The organism is Paenibacillus sp. PK3_47 (assembly GCF_023520895.1).
Taxonomy (GTDB): Bacteria; Bacillota; Bacilli; order Paenibacillales; family Paenibacillaceae; genus Paenibacillus_AQ.
In genome coordinates, this window is the sequence record NZ_CP026029.1 from 1,712,838 (window position 1) to 1,730,789 (window position 17,952).

Below are 17,952 nucleotides of genomic sequence, written 5' to 3' on the forward strand. Positions count from 1 at the left end.
ATTGGATGATCTCGAATGTACCAGTATGAGTACAAGAAACAAAATGGATATTAATAAGCTTGCCACATGAAACCAGATGGTCTCCGTTTGGGTCATCAACAGCAGCATTTGTGAAGCTAAGTAACCAGCCAATAGATATACAATCAAAAGATCAGCCCAAGCTGTAAAAGAAAGGATCCTTTTTCGGGCCCCTTTCCAAATATAAAACGCCGAAACTAAGCTTGCAGCCCTATCCCGCGTTCCCCGCCATCAAAATAAACGAGAGACATTGGCTGTTGAATAACCTCTCCCGGATGAAAGAGCAGAAAACTCGCTTTCCAGACCAACATCCATAGCCAATATGCATTGGATATAATGCTCAAGACTTCCTCCTGCGCCGGTTTGTTTCGATGATGAAAATACACCATTAGCCAGCCCGCTACACCAAACCCTAAATACAATATCAGCTGCCCATTCAAGACTAAAGAACCGATTTGAAAATTGTGCACTAAGCCCCTCCCCCCTACAAATGAGCATAAAGCATATTTTTAAAGAAATGATTAAGCAGACCTTTCTAAAACTCTGATCAGCCTCTTTAACGTTTCTTAACAATACAAAAGTAAGATGGTAAAAAGGAGGAGTCTTATGAATCATATTAAAACTGCGCGACGTTGGTATAAAATAATCCCAATTTCACTAATCCTGCTTGGAACCATTCTGATTTTATATAGACCCGTTATTAATTACTGGATAGCTCCAAATCATTTCAAGAAAATATATCAGGTCAATTTGGGAACAGAGGGAATCAAACAAAATGTGGAATTATTAGAGTCGCAAAGTCAGGAACGGATAACCCAAAACTTTGACTTCTCGGAAGTAGAGAACCTGAGTGTCCTGGATGTAACCTCATCAATTCGAACCGAAAACGTCATCGGGGGTATATATATCCCCAGTACAGGTATTAACCTGCCAATTCTATATGGGGCTACTAATGAAAACTTGCGGGTGGCCAGCGCTACCTTGAAGCCTGATCAGGTTATGGGTACTGGAAATTATGCCATTGCTGCGCATAACTCAAAAAACCCCAAAGTTTTGTTCGGTTCTTTAAGGAAAGTACAAATGGGTGCTGAGATGTACTTAACCGATAAAAATAAAGTTTATATATATAAGATGGTCGATCGTAAGGTTGTTATGCCGGAGAGAATAGATGTTATTGATGATGTAGAAAATAAGAAATTATTAACACTCATCAGCTGTTTTAGCTGGGACGGATCTGATCGGCTCGTGGTCACCGGGGAGCTTACTCAAGTTGTAGATTATATTGACGTAGATAAGGAAGTCTTTACTGCCTTCGAATCTCTGTAGTCATGATTTGAACGCTCATATTTCTTGGAAATAAGTCATTCCCTCTAATGCTTAAAATGCAATAAATCGATACCCCATTCCTCTAACCGTTTCAATAAAGCAGGGGCCGCCTTCCTGGGTTTCGATCTTTTCCCGGAGTCGGCTAATATGGACATCTACAGTTCTCTCAATTACATTGCGTTCCTCATTTGGGTAAAGTTCCTCCAATATTTGTTCTCTACCCAATATCTGATTTGGATGTCTCATCAAAAAATACAGAAGCTTAAATTCATGCATTGTAAGTGGAATGAGTTCACCGTTCAATTTAGCTTCTCTGCGAAGCGGTTTTACTGTTAGTCCGTTATAACTGATTTTGCTGCAGCGATTCGCTGTTCTACGTAAAACAGCTTCCACCCTGGCCACAACTTCACGTGGACTAAACGGTTTGGTAACATAATCATCTGCTCCCAATTGGAGGCCCTGAATACGGTCTTCCTCAGCTGCTTTAGCCGTAAGCATCATAATGGGAATATCGCTCTTCCTATCAGTACGGATCCACCGGCAAAGCTCTTCCCCGCTTTTGTACGGAAGCACGAGATCCAGAATAACAAAACAGGGGTCTAGTTTATCAAAAGTCTCCATTCCTTCATACCCGTCAGCCGCTAATATGATTTCATAGCCCTCTTTTTCAAGATACGATTTAAGCAGCTTTCGTATATTTGCGTTATCCTCAACGATCAAGATCGTTTTGCCTTTCATGAAATCGTACCTCCATTGAAGTTTTAAGTTCGTCGGCCAATTTACGTTGAGATTCGGCTGAATCCTGATTCTATCCTACCGGGTTCTATGAATGCCTGATTGTAAAAAAGGAACCAGCTGAGCGGTTCCTTTTTAAAGAAATGATTTTCTTGTTCTTAAGTGTTATTTTCCTGAAACATTCAGAATTTTATTTTTGAGTGAATCCTTTGAATTTACTCCGACCATCTGATCAATCAGTTTGCCGTCTTTAAACAGCAGTAAAGTTGGAATGCTGCGTACACTAAATTGTGCAGCTAATTCCTGCTCCTCATCGACATTTACTTTACCAATGTTGGCTTTCCCCTTAAACTCATCTGCCAATTCTTCAACTATAGGAAGCTGAACCCGGCATGGGCCACACCAGGGTGCCCAAAAATCAATTAGAGAAACTCCTGATTGAATATGATCTTTAAACGAATCTTTTGTCAGAGCAGTTGCACTCATATGAATATCCTCCCTCGAAATCAAATTTATTATAATTTAATGGAGACATCACCGCTGATGTCAATTTGAACTCCGGCCTTTTTAAGCAAATTTCCGATGTCGCAGTTACGGTCGGCCGCTGCGAGGGTCCGGTCAACAGATTGAATCTGCTCTTCAGTCGCACCAACTGGCAGCTTAATTGCCGGATAATGAGTGATCTTGAAACCCTCTTCTTTGGAAACACTTGCTTCCGAACGCATCTTCAAGCTTTCTACAATAAGGCTTCTAGCCTCCAGCATACCTACTAGCGTCATCAGAAAACAGGTCGCGGCGGAAGCGACCAGTAGTTCCTTGGGCTCTGAACCTTCGCCAGTACCTCCAAAGGATTGAGGCACTGCAATTTCTGTTTTGAGATATTCAGCTTCAATTGTTCCGTTTCCGCTTTTATTTCCGTTCCATTCCATATTCAAGATTGTTTTTGACCGATCCATAATCCGCATCTCCTTTAGATTAGTTAACTAGTTAATTAGTCATTTATAATCATATTTTAGCCCTCTTCATATCATTTGTCAAGCCAGCGCCTAATTAGGCTACGACCAAGGATGAATGCTTGATTTTTATCTGCCACTTCATTAAGCTGTACATATCTAAATTAATAGACAACTCACCAAGAAAGCAGGTCGTTCAAGATGGAAGCTTCAGGCTTGCTCTTTAATATCGATGCCGATTTCCCCTTACCTATTCATATACAGCTCAAGGAACAAATCAAATGGCTTATAGGAAAAGGTCTGCTAAACCCGGGAGATACCCTCCCCTCTACCAATCAGTTGGCCGAACAGTTATCGATCAACCGCAATACCATTCAAAGCGTGTATGCCCAATTGAAAGAAGAGGGACTTCTTCTGATGCAGAAGGGCAGGGGAACGCAAGTTGCCGGGGAAGAAGAAATCACCCGGTTCAAGATAAACCATCCTCATTTCTCTTTTGTAGAGCAAATGATTGATGAGGCTCACCAATCTAATTTTGTAATCGATGATCTGCTGCTATCAGGATTTGCATATGTGCAATTGTTTGGCCAGCGACAAAAAAGGAAGCAGCGTTATCTGTTTATTGAGTGTAAAATGAGCTCCTGCATCTTTTATCTGGATGAGATCCGAAGATTAACCTCTGCTGAGATTCAAACGATTGATGTAACATCACTTCCAGAAGAGGATTTGAAACAGGCTATACACAATGCAGACGTCATTATTACGAGAAGCGATTTGGCTGAACAATTAAGAAAGTTTGTTGATGAAGCTAAAAAGACACTCATTTCGGTCGGTTCCACAGGTGACGTGTCACTGCTGCTTAATATGATAAGGCAGCCTTAAACTGACTGTCTTTCGCCTCTGCGGCAGTAGAAAAGCCGGTCAGCTGACCGGCTTTTTAATCGTTGTGTTCCTATCCCGTTACTTAAAAAATTGAGGAAGATATTCACAATGAGCTTCTAACATTTCATCCAAAAGAGCCTTTGCCCCATCTCCGCTCGTTACAAGCGGGTTCAATGTGAAGGCCTGCAGGGCTGTCGCATAATCTCCTGTGATGGCAGCTTCGACTGTCAGTTCCTCCATGGCTTTCATCACCTGCAGCAGCCCGCGCTGGGCTGGCGGAAACGCTCCAAAGTGGACCGGCTCCGCACCATGTGCAGTGATAATGCTCGTTACTTCAATGGCACTCTCGTAAGGAAGGTCGCTTATCGTTCCCCGGTTACGTGTGTTTACTACCATTTTTGTCCCTTTATTATTATAAATCGAGTTGATGATCTCACAGGCTGCATCGCTGTAATAAGCTCCTCCGCGTTTCTCTAGCTCCTTCGGCTTGTAATCGAGTTTCGGATCTTTATACAGTTCAAAAAGACTCTCCTCCAGACACTTGACGACCTGGCCGCGGGTACCTTCTCTGTTCGCCTCGTCCACTTCTTCTTTTAACATACTGTCTGTCATGTAGTAGTAACGGTGATAAGGACACGGCAGCATTTCCAATTGAGCGATTTGTTCAGGCAAGAACCGCATTTCTTTAATATTCTCAACAAGTTTCTCCGGCTTGGCATTCGGTCCGTACAATTTATCAATAATTTCTGCCGTGAGCTCTTTTCCTTTTTGGTCATATACTTTATGCCAATGTAGGTGGTTAATGCCGGCAAATTTAAAGAAAAGGTCTTCTTCTGCCTTTTCAATAACGGCTGCCTCATTCTTGACCGCAATTATTGGAACATTGCATAGCCCGATTATTTTTTCCCATTGTCCGTACCGAAGTACAGCTTCCGTAACCATCCCTGCCGGATTTGTGAAATTGATCAGCCAAGCCTCCGGACACAGCTCTTTCATGTCTTCGACGATCTCAAGGACGATCGGTATAGTCCGAAATGCCTTCAGCATACCGCCCGCCCCGTTTGTTTCCTGTCCGATCATACCGTGACGTAGGGGGATAGCCTCATCTTTAATGCGTGCATCAAGCAAGCCTACCCGGAACTGGGTTGTCACAAAGTCCGCCTCCGCAAGCGCCTCTCTGCGGTCAAGTGTCAAATGTATATCACACTCAATCCCTTCTGCTTTGATCATCCGCTTCGCCATGGCACCTACAATTTCAAGCTTTTCTCTACCTGCCTCTATGTCCACCAGCCACAATTCACGGACCGGAAGCTCATGGTATCTGTTGATAAAACCTTCAATTAACTCCGGTGTATAGCTGGAACCGCCGCCGATTGTCACAATCTTCAATCCTTTTTTCAAAGAGAACGCCTCCTGTATGACTCTTTTTTCTACACTTTCACTTTATTTTATGGAATGCATTACAGGTCAAGCTCTCTTTTTTCTGGGTTTAAAAAGGCCGGAATGGGAGGTTTGAATGGACCTTAAATATGCTATGCTTTAGACTAGAGGTGAAAATTCATGACCAATATTCAGGAAATCGCGCGACTTGCAGGCGTTTCCACAACTACGGTCTCGCGTGTCATCAATCAACATCCATATGTAAATGAGGCCAAGCGCAAAGAAATACTCAAAATCATTGAGCAATTGGATTATGTACCTAACTCAAATGCAAAATCCCTTAAAGAAGGAATGACCCGGATCATTGGAGTTCTAACCGGAACTCATACCACCTTGTCTACAGCATTCATTCAAGCTTTTAACACTAGCGCAAATAAGCATGGATTCAATGTAATGCTGTTTATGACAAACGGAGACCGCCAACAGGAACTTACCGCGCTTGAAATGCTGCGCAGTAAGCAACTCGATGCCTTGATTTGTCTGTTTCGAACCAACGAATGGTCTGTCATCGAATCTTATGCCAAATACGGTCCGATTGTAACTTGGCAAAGGCTTGTGAGCCATACCATCCCCTCAGTCTTCATGGACCAGTATCAGGGCTACACGCTAGGACTTGAATATTTGTACGCCAAGGGCTACCGCAGGATCGCAAACGTATTTTCCTCAAAGGGATTAAATACGCCGGAACGGATCAGAGCTTATAACGATTTTGCAGATAAGTATCGATTAAAAGCCAACCGCTTCCCGGATTTCCATGATAAGCTCACCATTTATGACGGAGAAGAGGTGGCAAGATGGTGGATCAGACAAAATGACAGGCCCGATGCTATCGCTTGTTCGAATGACAGTGTAGCTGCCGGACTTCTTACAGAACTTAGGCGTGCAGGATTCTCCGCTCCGCGCGACGTAGGCATACTGGGATTCGACAACACCGAGTTGGCTCATCTGCTCGATCTGACCACCATCCATTCCCCCGCAAACAAACAGGCCGAGAACGCCTTTTATATCATTCTGGATATGCTGGGTCAGCCTGCTCCCGAAGTTCACACTTTGGAATTTGAACTGATCGAGCGGAAATCCACATGAAGTTGAAGAAAAGAGATCCATCAGGATCTCTTTTTGAATGACACCGCCGCTCAAATTTCTCACCTTAAAGCCATGCTGCCGTAATATTTGTGTAGCCGTATATCCCCGTAAACCAACCTGGCAGTCCCCCCCTTCAATCTACACCGGAGTGGAAGGCTGATATGATAAAGAAAAACCACATGGAGTTGTAAACTCAAATGTGGCTGAATTATATTGTGACATTGCAGAAGCCCTCAACCTTAGACTCCCCTATATCCCCTCATCTTCTAAATTTCTGATCATCATGATTTTTTTATAACCACAGATATTTTGTAATTTGCATGTTCGCTCAACTCGCCCAGGAATTGATCCAAAAGCTCATTGGATGGAAACCGGCACTCTAAAAGATAACAACCATCCCCGCTAATTTTGTAGCTGTTTAATACATAGCGTCCTTGCTTTTCTATAAAGGTAAGTATTGTTTGGTGGTTATGTGTGTTTGTATAGATTGTAATAAATGCATGCATATAGCATCCTAATTTCGATTGATTAATTTTAATCGTATACCCCTCGATTACCCCGCAATCCTCCAGCTTCATAACACGGCTTGCAGCTGCTTGTCCGGTCAAATGCACTTTTCCCCCTAATTCCTTCATTGTTATGCGGCTATTATTGTGCAATTCGGATAAAATAATCAAATCGGTTTGGTCCATAGCATTTACCTCCAGTGAAATGAATCCTTAGCAATTGCAGTAAACGTATTAAATCTTATTTTGTTTCAAAATTAAAGTCAAATCATTAAAAGACCTGATTTATTATATGTTAATCAAATGGTCTTTTAGATACAATTAATGAACAACAAAAGAAAAGGAGCTGTTAAAATGAAAGTTACATTAATTAGAAATGCAACCTTGGTTGTCGAATATGCAGGCAAGAAATTTTTGGTAGATCCATTTTTAGGTGATAAAGGTGCATACCCTCCGTTTCCAAACTCTTTAAGACAAGATCAAAATAACCCTTTAGTGAGCTTGCCTGTTTCCCTTGAAAACCTAACAGATGTCGATGCTGTTATTGTAACCCATCTCCATCTGGATCATTATGACGCTAAAGCCGTAGAGGTTTTGCCGAAAGAAATTCCAATGTTTGTACAAAATGAAGAAGACGCAGATAAAGTTCGCAGCGATGGCTTCAAGAACGTAGAAATACTTAGTGAATCATCGCACTTCGACAATATTCAATTGATCAAAACAAAGGGAGAACATGGCCGCGGGGAAATCTTAAAACTTGCCGGTGAAGTTTGTGGGGTTGTATTTAAGAATACCGCCGAGAAAACCCTTTATTTAGCTGGAGATACAGTCTGGTATGAACCTGTTCAGGACGTAATCAACACATACAAGCCTGAGATCATTGTAGTAAATGGCGGAGATAATCAATTCCTGCAGGGCGGTTCTTTGGTTATGGGTAAAGAGGACATTTATAACGTATATCAAGCTGCCCCTGATTCCACAATCATTTCAGTTCATATGGAAGCTGTAAATCACTGGACCTTATCCAGAGAAGAATTAAAAAGCTTCCTCACTGAAAAAGGAGCATCCTCTAATGTGCTAGTACCTGATGATGGTGAAGCTTACACATTCTAAATAAAGCAGCCCGCAGAAAAGAAAGGAAAGTCTTAGATGGAAACCGAATCAAATAAGGAATTGGTTTGCCGTTTTTATGAAGCTATACAACAAGAACAATATGAATCACTAAAAGAATTTTGTCACCCGGATTTTGTATTTTACCCGCAGGTTGATACGCCTTATCATGGGGTAAAGGGTCTTGTGGAATCAGAAAAGAGAAACTTCGACGCTTTCCCGGGATTTAAAATGCCTATTCAAGAGATAATCGCTGAAGGTAATCAAGTTGCTGTGTTTTTCATTTTTGAAGGTACTCATACAGGGAGCCCTTTCTTCTCCTTGCCTGCCACAGGAAAAAAGGTAAGATTTTCTCTTATGATGCTATTACGAATAAAAGAAGGGAAAATAATCGAGAAAAGATCTCATGTGGATGTGCATGACATTCTAAAGCAACTTAATGCAAAAATATAAATTGTAGCTGCCGGATGGATTTTCCGGCAGCTTTTTGGGTATACCCAGTTTGAAGTTTCTCCCCAGAGACGAGAGTGCTGTGGAGGTAACGAATATTTTTACAGGTATGACGCTGAATCTGTAGACTTTGGAGCGTTCCCGCCTGCACAGCGCGGATTGGTGCAAATTATGAAAGCAATGGGAGAGCTTAAGGTGGGGGATTTTGGGATTTTCTTTGAAACATTTGCAATGAATCCTCTTGAGATTTTTAACATTAAAACCACACTGGCGCAATATTTGTGCAGCAGTATAGCCCCGAAGGCCAACCTGGCAGTAGACCCAAAAACCGGATTCAGATCTATAATAGATGTTAAAAGAGGCCCTTTATATATAAGGGCCCTTTTCCTCTGAAAATTATTAAAAGAAACAAATTTCAATTCAGAAATGCTCCTCAAAGGTTTATCTTACTGATTTCACTTCCTGGCGGGCCGAATAGATAGCATTGCTATTACGGCACCTGCAAAAGCAACTACACCACTCCAAAAGAATGCTTGTTGGTACCCCTCATTAAGGGCTGCTATAGTGTTTCCTCCTACACTGGAAGACGTCGCCGCTGCAATGGAAACCAAGATAGCCAAACCAACCGCTGATCCCACCTGATACGTCGTGTTGTATAAGCCAGATGCAAGACCGGACGATGCTGTATCAGCCTCAGACACAGCTGCCGTAGTTGCTGGAAGATAAGCAAGTGCATTGCCGAGAGCTGCCAGCAAAAGAGCGATAAACACATCACTCCAATAGTTCCCATCCACAGTATTTCGGGATAACAGGAGAGCAGAACCTCCGAGTAAGACAAACCCGATGAACATTGTAAACTTCATACCCAATTTGGCCATTACCTTTTCAGCCAATAAAACCATAAAGATGGCCATCAGTACTGGCGCCGGCAGCATACCCATCGCGGCCATGAAGGGTTCAAATTTCATCACTTGCTGCAAATACAGAATTAGAAAATAAATCATAGGAAACCAGGATGCTGCTAATAAAATTAGCGAAATGTTCCCTGCTGCCAAATATGGTGTTTTAAATATGCTCAGCGGAACGAGCGGTTCTTTTCTAAAAACTTGAATAAGGATAAAGCCGATAAACAAAACGGCCCCGATTACCAGCGGCAATATAGTTGAAGATGCTTGCCAGCCTTTCTGTTCCGCGGTAACAATGCCGTAAACAATCATTACTAGTGCTGAAGTTACAGAAATTGCGCCTGCGTAATCAATACGACCAGCCTTACGCTTACCACTCTGTAGAAGCTTGGGGGCTAAAAATAAAATAAAAAGACTAACTGGTACGTAAAATAAAAGGGTCCATCTCCAGCTAAATAACTGTGTAATCATACCTCCGAGGACAATACCGATAGAGCCCCCAGCTGCCCCTGAGAGCCCCCAAAATGCAAGTGCTTTACCCATTTCTTTCTTATTTGCGCTGAATAAAATCATAATAATGGAAAGTGCTGCCGGTGCAACTAGGGCTGAAGCTGCACCTTGAATGGCACGTCCTAAATTGAGTGACATTTCATTCCAGGCTAAACCGGCAAATAAGGAGGCAATAGTTAATATAGAAACTCCCCACATAAATATGCGCCGGTGTCCTAACAAGTCAGCCAGCCTTCCTCCAAGGAGCAAAAGCCCTCCGAACATGATAAGGAAAGCATTCATTACCCATTGTAAATTCGCCTCCGTGTAGCCGAGTGAATCTTTTATGGCTGGTAGAGCAACTTGAATAATAGCGGAATCCATCATTACAAGGAAATTCGCAAAGCATAACAAGGCAAGTGCTTTCCAGCGCTTAGGATCAACTTGTTCTGAAGTCTGTGAATATGTTGACATGCTCTTTCCCCCGTTTGTATATAGCCTTACAATATTGTTTGTAGTTCACCTTCAGTAACCCATTTATGGTTCTTCACATGTTCGCCATCGGTTGTCGAAATAAAATCAACCATATAAACAATACTTTCTTCCGCTGAATCAATGACTGCGTTTGCCCCAAGCATACCTTCCATGTGATCCGTATCCACAACAACTTCATTCCCGGGCTGATAGGGTCTGGTGCCAGCATCCTTAATTTCTTCGTGTACAATCCATTTGTGCTTTGATACTTTTTCTCCACCAGTTGTAGGTGTGTATGAAATTGTATAAACGGTAGTATCGAATGCGCCAACAATAGTTGCTTCGGCTCCATCCATCCCTTCCATATGATCGGAGTTCATAGTTGCTGTACTTCCAACCTTAAATTTTGGATTTACGGCTTCTTTAATCCCTGCAGGCAGCTCACCTGAACTGGAATGATGCATATGATGGTGGTGCTTATGATTATTATTCATTGTTTACCTCCTCTCTAGGTCATTTTTGTTATTATGATCAGCAGCGATACAACGATTTGTCTATTTCGCCATGCTGCTATATTAAATTGCAACTTGTTGCATTTTCTCAAGCGTAACCCGATCAACGAACCTACCGAATTTTTCTTTCCCTTTAGCGTTCGCCTTATAATAGCCGATAATTGCTGCAATCACTGGTACAAGCCGATCTTCTGTTACTCCGGATACCAAGCGTTTGGCAACCATAGCTTTAATCCCTTTTGGTTCACCACCCACATAAATGTCGAATGCTTCCCTCATCTTGACAATACCGATATCCTTCAGCAAGGGTTCACTCGTTCCAAGTGCGCAACCTGCAAAGCCTATCTTCAAAGGTGTGGGTGTTTCGATTCCTGCAATAGCCTGATTTACTTTTCTGGCTACGTCTAATCCTGCCTCCTCTGCTCCCTTACAGAAATTGCAGGCAATTAATCCTTTTACCACGAAGCCAGGCTGATAAACTTCAAGTCCAGCTTGTCTCAGTTCTTCTGTAATCCGTTCCCGCTGTTCAAGCGGCACTTCTATATATAATTGCTTGAAAGGTGTTAATTCAATTTTTGCTTCCTTGCCTGCCAAATTTCCGATTGCTGCAAGCTGTGATGGCGTAAATAGAGAACCACCTACTTGAATAGGTGGATTAACAGCAATCTTCACAATATTCCCCATAAAAATCCTCTCCTTGCCAAATGTCAATGCTTCAACTTCACACGCTGTAACCGCAAAGCGTTAAGGACAACGGACACGGAACTGAGCGCCATCGCTGCACCTGCCACCCATGGAGCCAGCAGCCCTATCGCTGCAATTGGAATACCGAGCGTGTTGTACCCTAACGCCCAGAAGAGGTTTTGGCGGATGTTCCCCATCGTTTTGCGGCTCATGTAGATTGCATCTGGAATACTCGTCAGATCACCGCGCATCAGGGTGACATCCGCAGCCTCCATGGCCACATCCGTACCTGTACCGATAGCCATTCCTATGTCTGCCATCGCCAATGCTGGAGCATCATTGATACCGTCACCGACCATCGCCACCTTCTTACCCTGTGCCTGCAGCTTCTTCACTTCTTCTGCCTTTCCTTCCGGAAGCACTTCAGCGCGGACTTGATCAATGCCGACTTGCTCCGCAATCGCACTTGCGGTTCGTTCGTTGTCACCCGTAATCATAATGACCTCAATACCCATTTTTTTCAGCCGCATCACAGCCTCTTTTGACGTTTCTTTAATTGTGTCAGCTACGGCTACAAGCCCTGCATACACTCCGTCAACCGCGATCAGCATCGCTGTTTTCCCTTCCTCTTCAAGGCGTGTCATCGGATTAGTCATTTGATCAAATGAAACATTATATTTAGCCATCAGTTTGCGTGTACCCGCTAAAACCTCTTTGCCCTCTACGATAGCTCGGATTCCAAACCCCGGAATCGCCTCAAACTGTTCCGTTTGCGGAAGTTCAATTCCTTTCGCCCTGATTCCGGCAACGATCGCTTCTGCCAGCGGATGCTCCGAGTCTTTCTCAGCAGCACCTACCAAGCGCAGGAAAACTTGCTCGTCCATATGTTCGACCATAACATCTGTAAGCTCCGGTTTCCCTTTTGTTACTGTGCCTGTTTTGTCGAGAATAATCGCATCGATCTTATGGGTTGACTCCAAATGTTCGCCGCCTTTGAACAGAACGCCAAACTCTGCGGCACGTCCGGAACCCGCCATAATTGATGTCGGTGTAGCGAGCCCTAATGCGCATGGGCAGGCGATGACCAAGATCGCAATCCCTTTCTCCAGCGCATTCGCAAAATCACCGGGTGTCACCCAGAAGTACCAGACGAGAAACGCAACAATTGCAATTCCTACGACGATTGGTACGAAGATTCCGGAAATAACATCAGCTACCCGTTGGATAGGTGCTTTAGAACCTTGTGCTTCCTCTACAACTTTAATGATTTGAGCAAGTGCTGTTTCCTTCCCCACTTTAGTCGCTTTTAGTTTCAGCCTGCCGTTTTTGTTGACAGTAGCGCCGATTACACTATCTCCGGCTTTTTTCTCAACAGGGATGCTTTCTCCAGTTAACATGGACTCATCAACTGACGAATTCCCCTCCAGTACTTCTCCATCCACCGGGATCTTCTCTCCTGGCTTCACCACTACAACATCGCCAACCAGCAGACTCTGAACCGGAACCGTTATTTCTTGTCCATCCCGAATGACTAGTGCTGTTTTCGCTTGAAGACCCATAAGCGTCTTGATCGCTTCAGATGTACGGCCTTTAGCCAGCGATTCAAACAATTTTCCTAAAAGAACCAGTGTTATGAGCACCGCACTTGTTTCATAGTACATGGATGGTCCATGATGAGCCATGCTCCCCATGGATGCCCATTCTATAGTTAGATACAAGCTATAGAAGTAAGCAGCAGAAGTTCCCAGCGAGACGAGCACATCCATATTTGCACTTTTATTTCGCAATGCTTTAAACGCACCCACATAGAACTGTCTGCCGATATAAAATTGAACGGGTGTAGCTAATGCCAATTGGAACCACGGATTCATGAAGAGCTCTGGCATCCAAATCCACGATAGGAAAGAAAAGTGACCCACCATGGACCATAGTAGCGGAAGCGACAGAATAGCGGAGATAACCAGTTTGCGCTTTTGTTGTGAGATAGCCTTTTCCCGATACTCCGAAGGATTGGACTCTTCTTGTTTAGGTATCGCTTTGTAACCCAATTTTTCAACCTTCTGCTTCATATCATTGATTGATACATCAGCAGCATTATATTCGACCCGGGCGGTTTCCATCGCGAAATTCACGGAAGCATTGGTGACGCCAGGCATTTTGCCAAGCCCCTTCTCAATTCTGTTTGCACAAGCCGCACAGGTCATACCTTCCAGCTTGAAATCAACGATTTCTTTGGCAGTATCATAGCCTAGTTTTTGAATGCTTTGTTCCATTTGCGCAACATTTACTCTTTTCGGATCGTACGTAACTGTTGCCCGTTCAAGCGCAAAGTTAACGTTCGCTTCTGTAACTCCTTCGAGTTTCCCCAAGCCCTTCTCAATCCGGTTTGCGCAAGCAGCGCAAGTCATACCGGTTAACTGCAGAGAAGTTTGCTCTATTTCCTGTTTGCCTGCTTCCATACTCAGGCACCTCTTTTCTCCTGATGTTTTTTACACAACGTCGTATCCTTGTTCTTCAATAGCTTCTTTAATAGCATCAACCGTCAGTTCGTTTTCTTCATACAGGACTGTGACCGTTCCTCCTGAGAGATCGACTTTGCCATCAGCTCCAATTGTTTTTAATGCTCCTTCAATTGAATTGACACAGTGTCCGCAAGACATACCTTCAACATTTAAAGTTACATTTTTCATGGATTCATTTCTCCTTTAATGATTAGTTATTTCATCAATTTTTGAATGGTCACCAGCAGTTCATCTACGACTTTGGCATCTCCTTACTGGATACGTTCCACCACACATTCCTTAAGATGTCCAGTTAGAAGAACTTTTCGTACTCCGTTAAGTGAAGCTTGAATAGCGGCAATCTGATTTAAAACCTGATCACAATAAATATCTTTATTAATGAACTCTTTTACTCCTCTGACTTGTCCTTCAATACGGTTTAGTCGTACGGCCAGATCTGATTTTACAGGATGTGAATGGTGACTTTTACAGCCATCATCAGACAAATAACAATCTTCTGTAACCGTCACTTCCAAAGTGCTCATCGCTGTAACCTCCTTCGATGTATACTATACCCCCCTACCCTATGTAAGTCAATATATTTTATTATACCCCCTCCCCCTATATGTTAATCAAAATAAAAAGAGATTCTCTCGAATCCCTAGAATACATTTTATTTCATCAGCTTATTAATAGTGACAAGAAGTTCGTCAATCACCTCATTCTCTCCATCCTGAATGCGTTCAATTATGCAACTTTTCATATGGTGCTCTAACAGTAGCTTTCCTACACCGTTCAAGGCAGATTGGACCGAAGAAATTTGATTCAGTACATCGTCACAGTAGGCATCTTTATCAATCAGACCTTTAAGCCCACGAATTTGACCTTCAATTCGGTTGAGCCGGTTGATCAAATTATTTTTTGTCTTTTCAGAATGGTGACTTTTCCGCTCATTGGTGCTGCATGAATCGTGATTAGGTTTTTGAGCAGTATATTGCGTAAGGTCTTCCATTTAGATCACTCCCTTTTCATATCTAATATCATACTATAGGCCATTAATTTAAATAAAGCCCGGTAATCTTCCCATTTATCACTGCCAGTGGCACTAAGCATCAGTACCAGATCGACTATTGGAATCAAAAACAACCCCGGAATTACGAGGTTGTCTTGATGTAGATATGCACAAATTTCCGGTTATTTAACAACCATCACAGGACAATTGACCCTTTTTACAACCTTGTGACTGACACTTCCGAGAACCATCTCTTGAAGTGCATTCAACCCCCGGCTGCCGATAATAACCATCTCCACTTTTTCCTTATTGGCATATTCGATAATTGTCGGACCTGGTTCTCCATGCAAAATCTGTAATTTATAAAGTGCATTTCCTTGCTTCAGTATCTCTTCGACAGGCACCAGTTTTTGTCGTCTTTTCAGTTCAAGTTCTTCTCTGCTTTGGGCGTGCAGAATTTCATTCTTTGATTTAGACATGTCAGCCACGCTTATCACATCAATCTGGCAGTCTGGCGCTAAAGATACCAGCTTTACTGCTTCTTTGGTAGCTCTCAGCGAATTTTCCGATCCATCCACAGCTAATACGATCCGGTTATACATCCTTCATTCACTCCTGAAATCAGATTAGTGAGCACTTAGCTTGGCATTAGCATCATTATAAACAGCCAGTTTATTCACAATTTTCTGGCTTGAAGAATTCAATCCTTTAATTGTCACTCTGTTGTTGTTTTCACGGTATTTGATTACAACCTTATCCACCGCTCCAACGGCAGAATCATCCCAGATATGGGCGTTAGAGAAATCCACTATAATATCTGAATTCTCTACCGTGAAATCAAAGGCATCTACAAAGCCATCTACTGAAGCGAAAAACAATTGCCCTTCGATTTCAAAAATAGTTTTCGTTTTTTCTATACGTTTTCTAACTTGAATAGTGGATATTTTGGAAACAAAGAATACTGCACTCAAAATCACCCCAGCGATAACACCTTTGGACAAATCGTGAGTGGCCACAACAATAATAACCGTAACAAGCATAACGGCTGCATCCGTCTTAGGTGCTTTTAACAGGTAAGTAAACGAAGACCAGTCAAACGTTCCAATAGACACCATAATCATAATACCTACCAAAACCGGCATTGGAATCTGGACTACCCAGTCACCCAACACAAGAATCAGGAACATCAGGAACATACCCGCCACCAGCGTGGATAATCTTCCTCTTCCGCCTGACTTTACATTAATTACCGACTGTCCAATCATTGCACAGCCAGCCATACCGCCAAAAAAGCCGTTAATAATATTCGCGATCCCTTGTCCCCGGGCCTCCTGGTTCTTATTACTGTTGGTTCCTGTCATATCATCCACAATAGAGGAGGTTAACAGAGATTCCAGTAGACCGACGATAGCCAGTGCAATGGAGTAAGGAAAGATGATTGTTAAAGTCTCCAGACTGAACGGAACATCTGGAATAAAAAAGGACGGCAGTTCTTGCTTAATAATGCCTAGATCTCCCACTGTCCTCAAATCTGTCCCCGTAAGGATGGCTATTACAGTCAATACAAGAATCGCAATCAACGGCGCAGGTACCGCTTTGAAGAATAAGGGAACAACATATACAATAGCTAATGTTACCCCGACAAAGACATAGGTCATCCCATTAATTCCCCAGAAATGGGGCACCTGGGCCATGAAAATAAGGATAGCCAAGGCGTTGACAAAGCCGATCATGACGGGTCTCGGAATAAATTTCATCAGTTTGGCAATCTTTAAAACACCAAATACGAGCTGTATTACTCCTGTAAGTATCGTTGCTGCCAGCAGGTACTGAAGTCCATGCTCTTTGACAAGCGGAACCATAAGCAGTGCCATCGCTCCAGTCGCAGCTGATATCATTCCTGGCCGTCCGCCTACAAAAGCAATAATGACCGCAATACAAAAGGACGCATAAAGACCTACCATAGGATCAACACCCGCAATAATCGAAAATGCGATGGCTTCCGGAATCAACGCTAGTGCCACAACTATCCCTGCCAGAACATCTCCCTTCACATTAAAAAACCAGTTTTGTTTTAGTTTCTCAATCACTCTGTCTTCACCTCTAATTTGTCGGCACTCCAAGTCCATGATTGTCATGCCAATTTTCTACAAACAGTTTAACACTCATCTTCCCTAAATGGAACCTTTTAGGGACAAAAAATTATGGTATGATAACGGCAGTTTGATAAAGTAAGGAGAGTACACCATGCGTATTGGATATATGAGACCCTATCAGGACGATCTGAATATTGAAGCACAAACTGAAATGCTGAACGCTTTCCCATGCGATACTGTTATTGTTGAAGAACATGCTTCAGCAAAACGGCGGTCCCATCTCAAACATATGATGAATAATTTAAACCCCGGAGATACTATCGTTGTTGCTAAATTATTCGCCTTTGCAGACTCTACCCGGCATCTTGTGGAACTGCTTGAAATTTTGGAAAGTAAGCAGGCTTATATCTTTTCCATAACGGAAAATATCGACACCGGCAAATCCGAAGGATATTCATTTGGTGATATTGTAAAGCATCTGGTTGATTTTCAAAGCGATGTGATAAGCGAAAAAACCAAAAGAGGACTCTATGAGGCGAAGCAGAAGGGGAATGTTCCAGGGAGACCACGGAAAGCTGATGAAAATGTGGAAAAGGCGATCCTAATGTATCAGTCCAAAAACTATACGCTCGCTGAGATCAAAGAACAGACAGGAATCAGCAAATCCACCCTCTACCGGTATCTGGAGAACTAATTGTTGTGTACTGAAAAATTAAAACCTCCTGCCTGTTGGAACTCATATGGCAGGAGGTTTTGATTTTGAGTACCAATCT

General features: G+C 42.8%; 21 protein-coding genes and 1 pseudogene. 6 read left to right on the forward strand and 16 right to left on the reverse strand.

Translation table 11 applies throughout. The features are described from left to right. Positions 1–215: 215 nt before the first annotated feature. Entirely contained in the window at positions 216–488 is a 273-nt protein-coding gene (locus C2I18_RS07680) for a hypothetical protein (protein WP_249900665.1), read from the reverse strand. Between the two features lie 136 nt (positions 489–624). Between C2I18_RS07680 and C2I18_RS07685 the strand changes: the two genes are divergently transcribed. Beyond that, the gene (locus C2I18_RS07685) at positions 625–1,344 is read left to right on the forward strand and encodes a class A sortase (protein WP_249900666.1); all 720 of its coding nucleotides are present in this window, start codon (positions 625–627) and stop codon (positions 1,342–1,344) included. A gap of 51 nt (positions 1,345–1,395) precedes the next feature. On the opposite strand, the gene C2I18_RS07690 is transcribed toward C2I18_RS07685, so the two are convergent. From C2I18_RS07690 to C2I18_RS07700, 3 genes are all read right to left on the reverse strand, one after another. Beyond that, a complete protein-coding gene (locus tag C2I18_RS07690; RefSeq protein ID WP_249900667.1) occupies positions 1,396–2,082 on the reverse strand; it encodes a response regulator transcription factor in 687 nt (228 codons plus the stop codon). 162 nt (positions 2,083–2,244) lie between these two features. Next, complete coding sequence (trxA, locus tag C2I18_RS07695; RefSeq protein WP_249900668.1) at positions 2,245–2,565, reverse strand: thioredoxin; 321 nt, start codon at positions 2,563–2,565, stop codon at positions 2,245–2,247. A 29-nt stretch (positions 2,566–2,594) separates the two neighbouring features. After that, a complete protein-coding gene (locus tag C2I18_RS07700; RefSeq protein ID WP_249900669.1) occupies positions 2,595–3,035 on the reverse strand; it encodes an OsmC family protein in 441 nt (146 codons plus the stop codon). A gap of 198 nt (positions 3,036–3,233) precedes the next feature. On the opposite strand from C2I18_RS07700, the gene C2I18_RS07705 reads away from it, so the two are divergent. After that, positions 3,234–3,914 carry a GntR family transcriptional regulator gene (locus C2I18_RS07705; protein WP_249900670.1) on the forward strand — a complete coding sequence of 227 codons (681 nt, stop codon included), beginning with the start codon at positions 3,234–3,236 and terminating at the stop codon, positions 3,912–3,914. A gap of 78 nt (positions 3,915–3,992) precedes the next feature. Here the strand turns inward: C2I18_RS07705 and C2I18_RS07710 are convergent, their stop codons facing one another. Next, on the reverse strand, positions 3,993–5,315 hold the full coding sequence (locus tag C2I18_RS07710) for a 6-phospho-beta-glucosidase (RefSeq protein WP_249900671.1): 1,323 nt from the start codon (positions 5,313–5,315) through the stop codon (positions 3,993–3,995). A 159-nt stretch (positions 5,316–5,474) separates the two neighbouring features. Here C2I18_RS07710 and C2I18_RS07715 point away from each other — a divergent pair, with 159 nt between their 5' ends. Further along, a complete protein-coding gene (locus C2I18_RS07715) occupies positions 5,475–6,440 on the forward strand; it encodes a LacI family DNA-binding transcriptional regulator (protein ID WP_249900672.1) in 966 nt (321 codons plus the stop codon). 281 nt (positions 6,441–6,721) lie between these two features. Here the strand turns inward: C2I18_RS07715 and C2I18_RS07720 are convergent, their stop codons facing one another. Further along, positions 6,722–7,132, reverse strand: a complete 411-nt coding sequence (locus C2I18_RS07720) for an Lrp/AsnC family transcriptional regulator (RefSeq protein ID WP_249900673.1) — start codon at positions 7,130–7,132, stop codon at positions 6,722–6,724. Positions 7,133–7,300: 168 nt separating this feature from the next. Between C2I18_RS07720 and C2I18_RS07725 the strand changes: the two genes are divergently transcribed. After that, a complete protein-coding gene (locus C2I18_RS07725; protein WP_249900674.1) occupies positions 7,301–8,059 on the forward strand; it encodes an MBL fold metallo-hydrolase in 759 nt (252 codons plus the stop codon). Between the two features lie 36 nt (positions 8,060–8,095). After that, entirely contained in the window at positions 8,096–8,509 is a 414-nt protein-coding gene (locus C2I18_RS07730) for an ester cyclase (RefSeq protein ID WP_249900675.1), read from the forward strand. On the opposite strand, the pseudogene C2I18_RS29810 reads toward C2I18_RS07730, so the two are convergent. From C2I18_RS29810 to C2I18_RS07780, 10 genes and pseudogenes are all read right to left on the reverse strand, one after another. Then, positions 8,483–8,830, reverse strand: a pseudogene (locus tag C2I18_RS29810) (hypothetical protein); the annotation flags it as partial. The gene C2I18_RS07730 and the pseudogene C2I18_RS29810 overlap by 27 nt on opposite strands. A 131-nt stretch (positions 8,831–8,961) precedes the next feature. Beyond that, positions 8,962–10,374: an MFS transporter gene (locus C2I18_RS07740; protein WP_249900677.1), complete on the reverse strand. Its 1,413-nt coding sequence runs from the start codon at positions 10,372–10,374 to the stop codon at positions 8,962–8,964. A 26-nt stretch (positions 10,375–10,400) separates the two neighbouring features. Then, complete coding sequence (locus tag C2I18_RS07745) at positions 10,401–10,868, reverse strand: YdhK family protein (protein WP_249900678.1); 468 nt, start codon at positions 10,866–10,868, stop codon at positions 10,401–10,403. 81 nt (positions 10,869–10,949) lie between these two features. Continuing rightward, positions 10,950–11,570, reverse strand: coding sequence for a nitrite reductase (locus tag C2I18_RS07750; protein WP_249900679.1), 621 nt, complete (start codon positions 11,568–11,570; stop codon positions 10,950–10,952). Between the two features lie 23 nt (positions 11,571–11,593). After that, positions 11,594–14,029, reverse strand: coding sequence for a heavy metal translocating P-type ATPase (locus C2I18_RS07755; protein ID WP_249900680.1), 2,436 nt, complete (start codon positions 14,027–14,029; stop codon positions 11,594–11,596). 30 nt (positions 14,030–14,059) lie between these two features. Then, positions 14,060–14,260 (reverse strand): cation transporter, encoded by a 201-nt coding sequence (locus tag C2I18_RS07760; RefSeq protein WP_249900681.1) that lies wholly within the window; start codon positions 14,258–14,260, stop codon positions 14,060–14,062. Between the two features lie 83 nt (positions 14,261–14,343). Further along, the gene (locus C2I18_RS07765; RefSeq protein WP_249900682.1) at positions 14,344–14,616 is read right to left on the reverse strand and encodes a metal-sensing transcriptional repressor; all 273 of its coding nucleotides are present in this window, start codon (positions 14,614–14,616) and stop codon (positions 14,344–14,346) included. Positions 14,617–14,744: 128 nt separating this feature from the next. After that, positions 14,745–15,083: a metal-sensitive transcriptional regulator gene (locus tag C2I18_RS07770; protein ID WP_249900683.1), complete on the reverse strand. Its 339-nt coding sequence runs from the start codon at positions 15,081–15,083 to the stop codon at positions 14,745–14,747. A 182-nt stretch (positions 15,084–15,265) separates the two neighbouring features. After that, complete coding sequence (locus C2I18_RS07775; protein WP_249900684.1) at positions 15,266–15,685, reverse strand: universal stress protein; 420 nt, start codon at positions 15,683–15,685, stop codon at positions 15,266–15,268. Between the two features lie 24 nt (positions 15,686–15,709). Continuing rightward, a complete protein-coding gene (locus C2I18_RS07780; RefSeq protein ID WP_481857925.1) occupies positions 15,710–17,212 on the reverse strand; it encodes a SulP family inorganic anion transporter in 1,503 nt (500 codons plus the stop codon). 118 nt (positions 17,213–17,330) lie between these two features. On the opposite strand from C2I18_RS07780, the gene C2I18_RS07785 reads away from it, so the two are divergent. Next, positions 17,331–17,873 carry a recombinase family protein gene (locus C2I18_RS07785; protein ID WP_249900685.1) on the forward strand — a complete coding sequence of 181 codons (543 nt, stop codon included), beginning with the start codon at positions 17,331–17,333 and terminating at the stop codon, positions 17,871–17,873. The last annotated feature ends 79 nt before the right edge of the window (positions 17,874–17,952 follow it).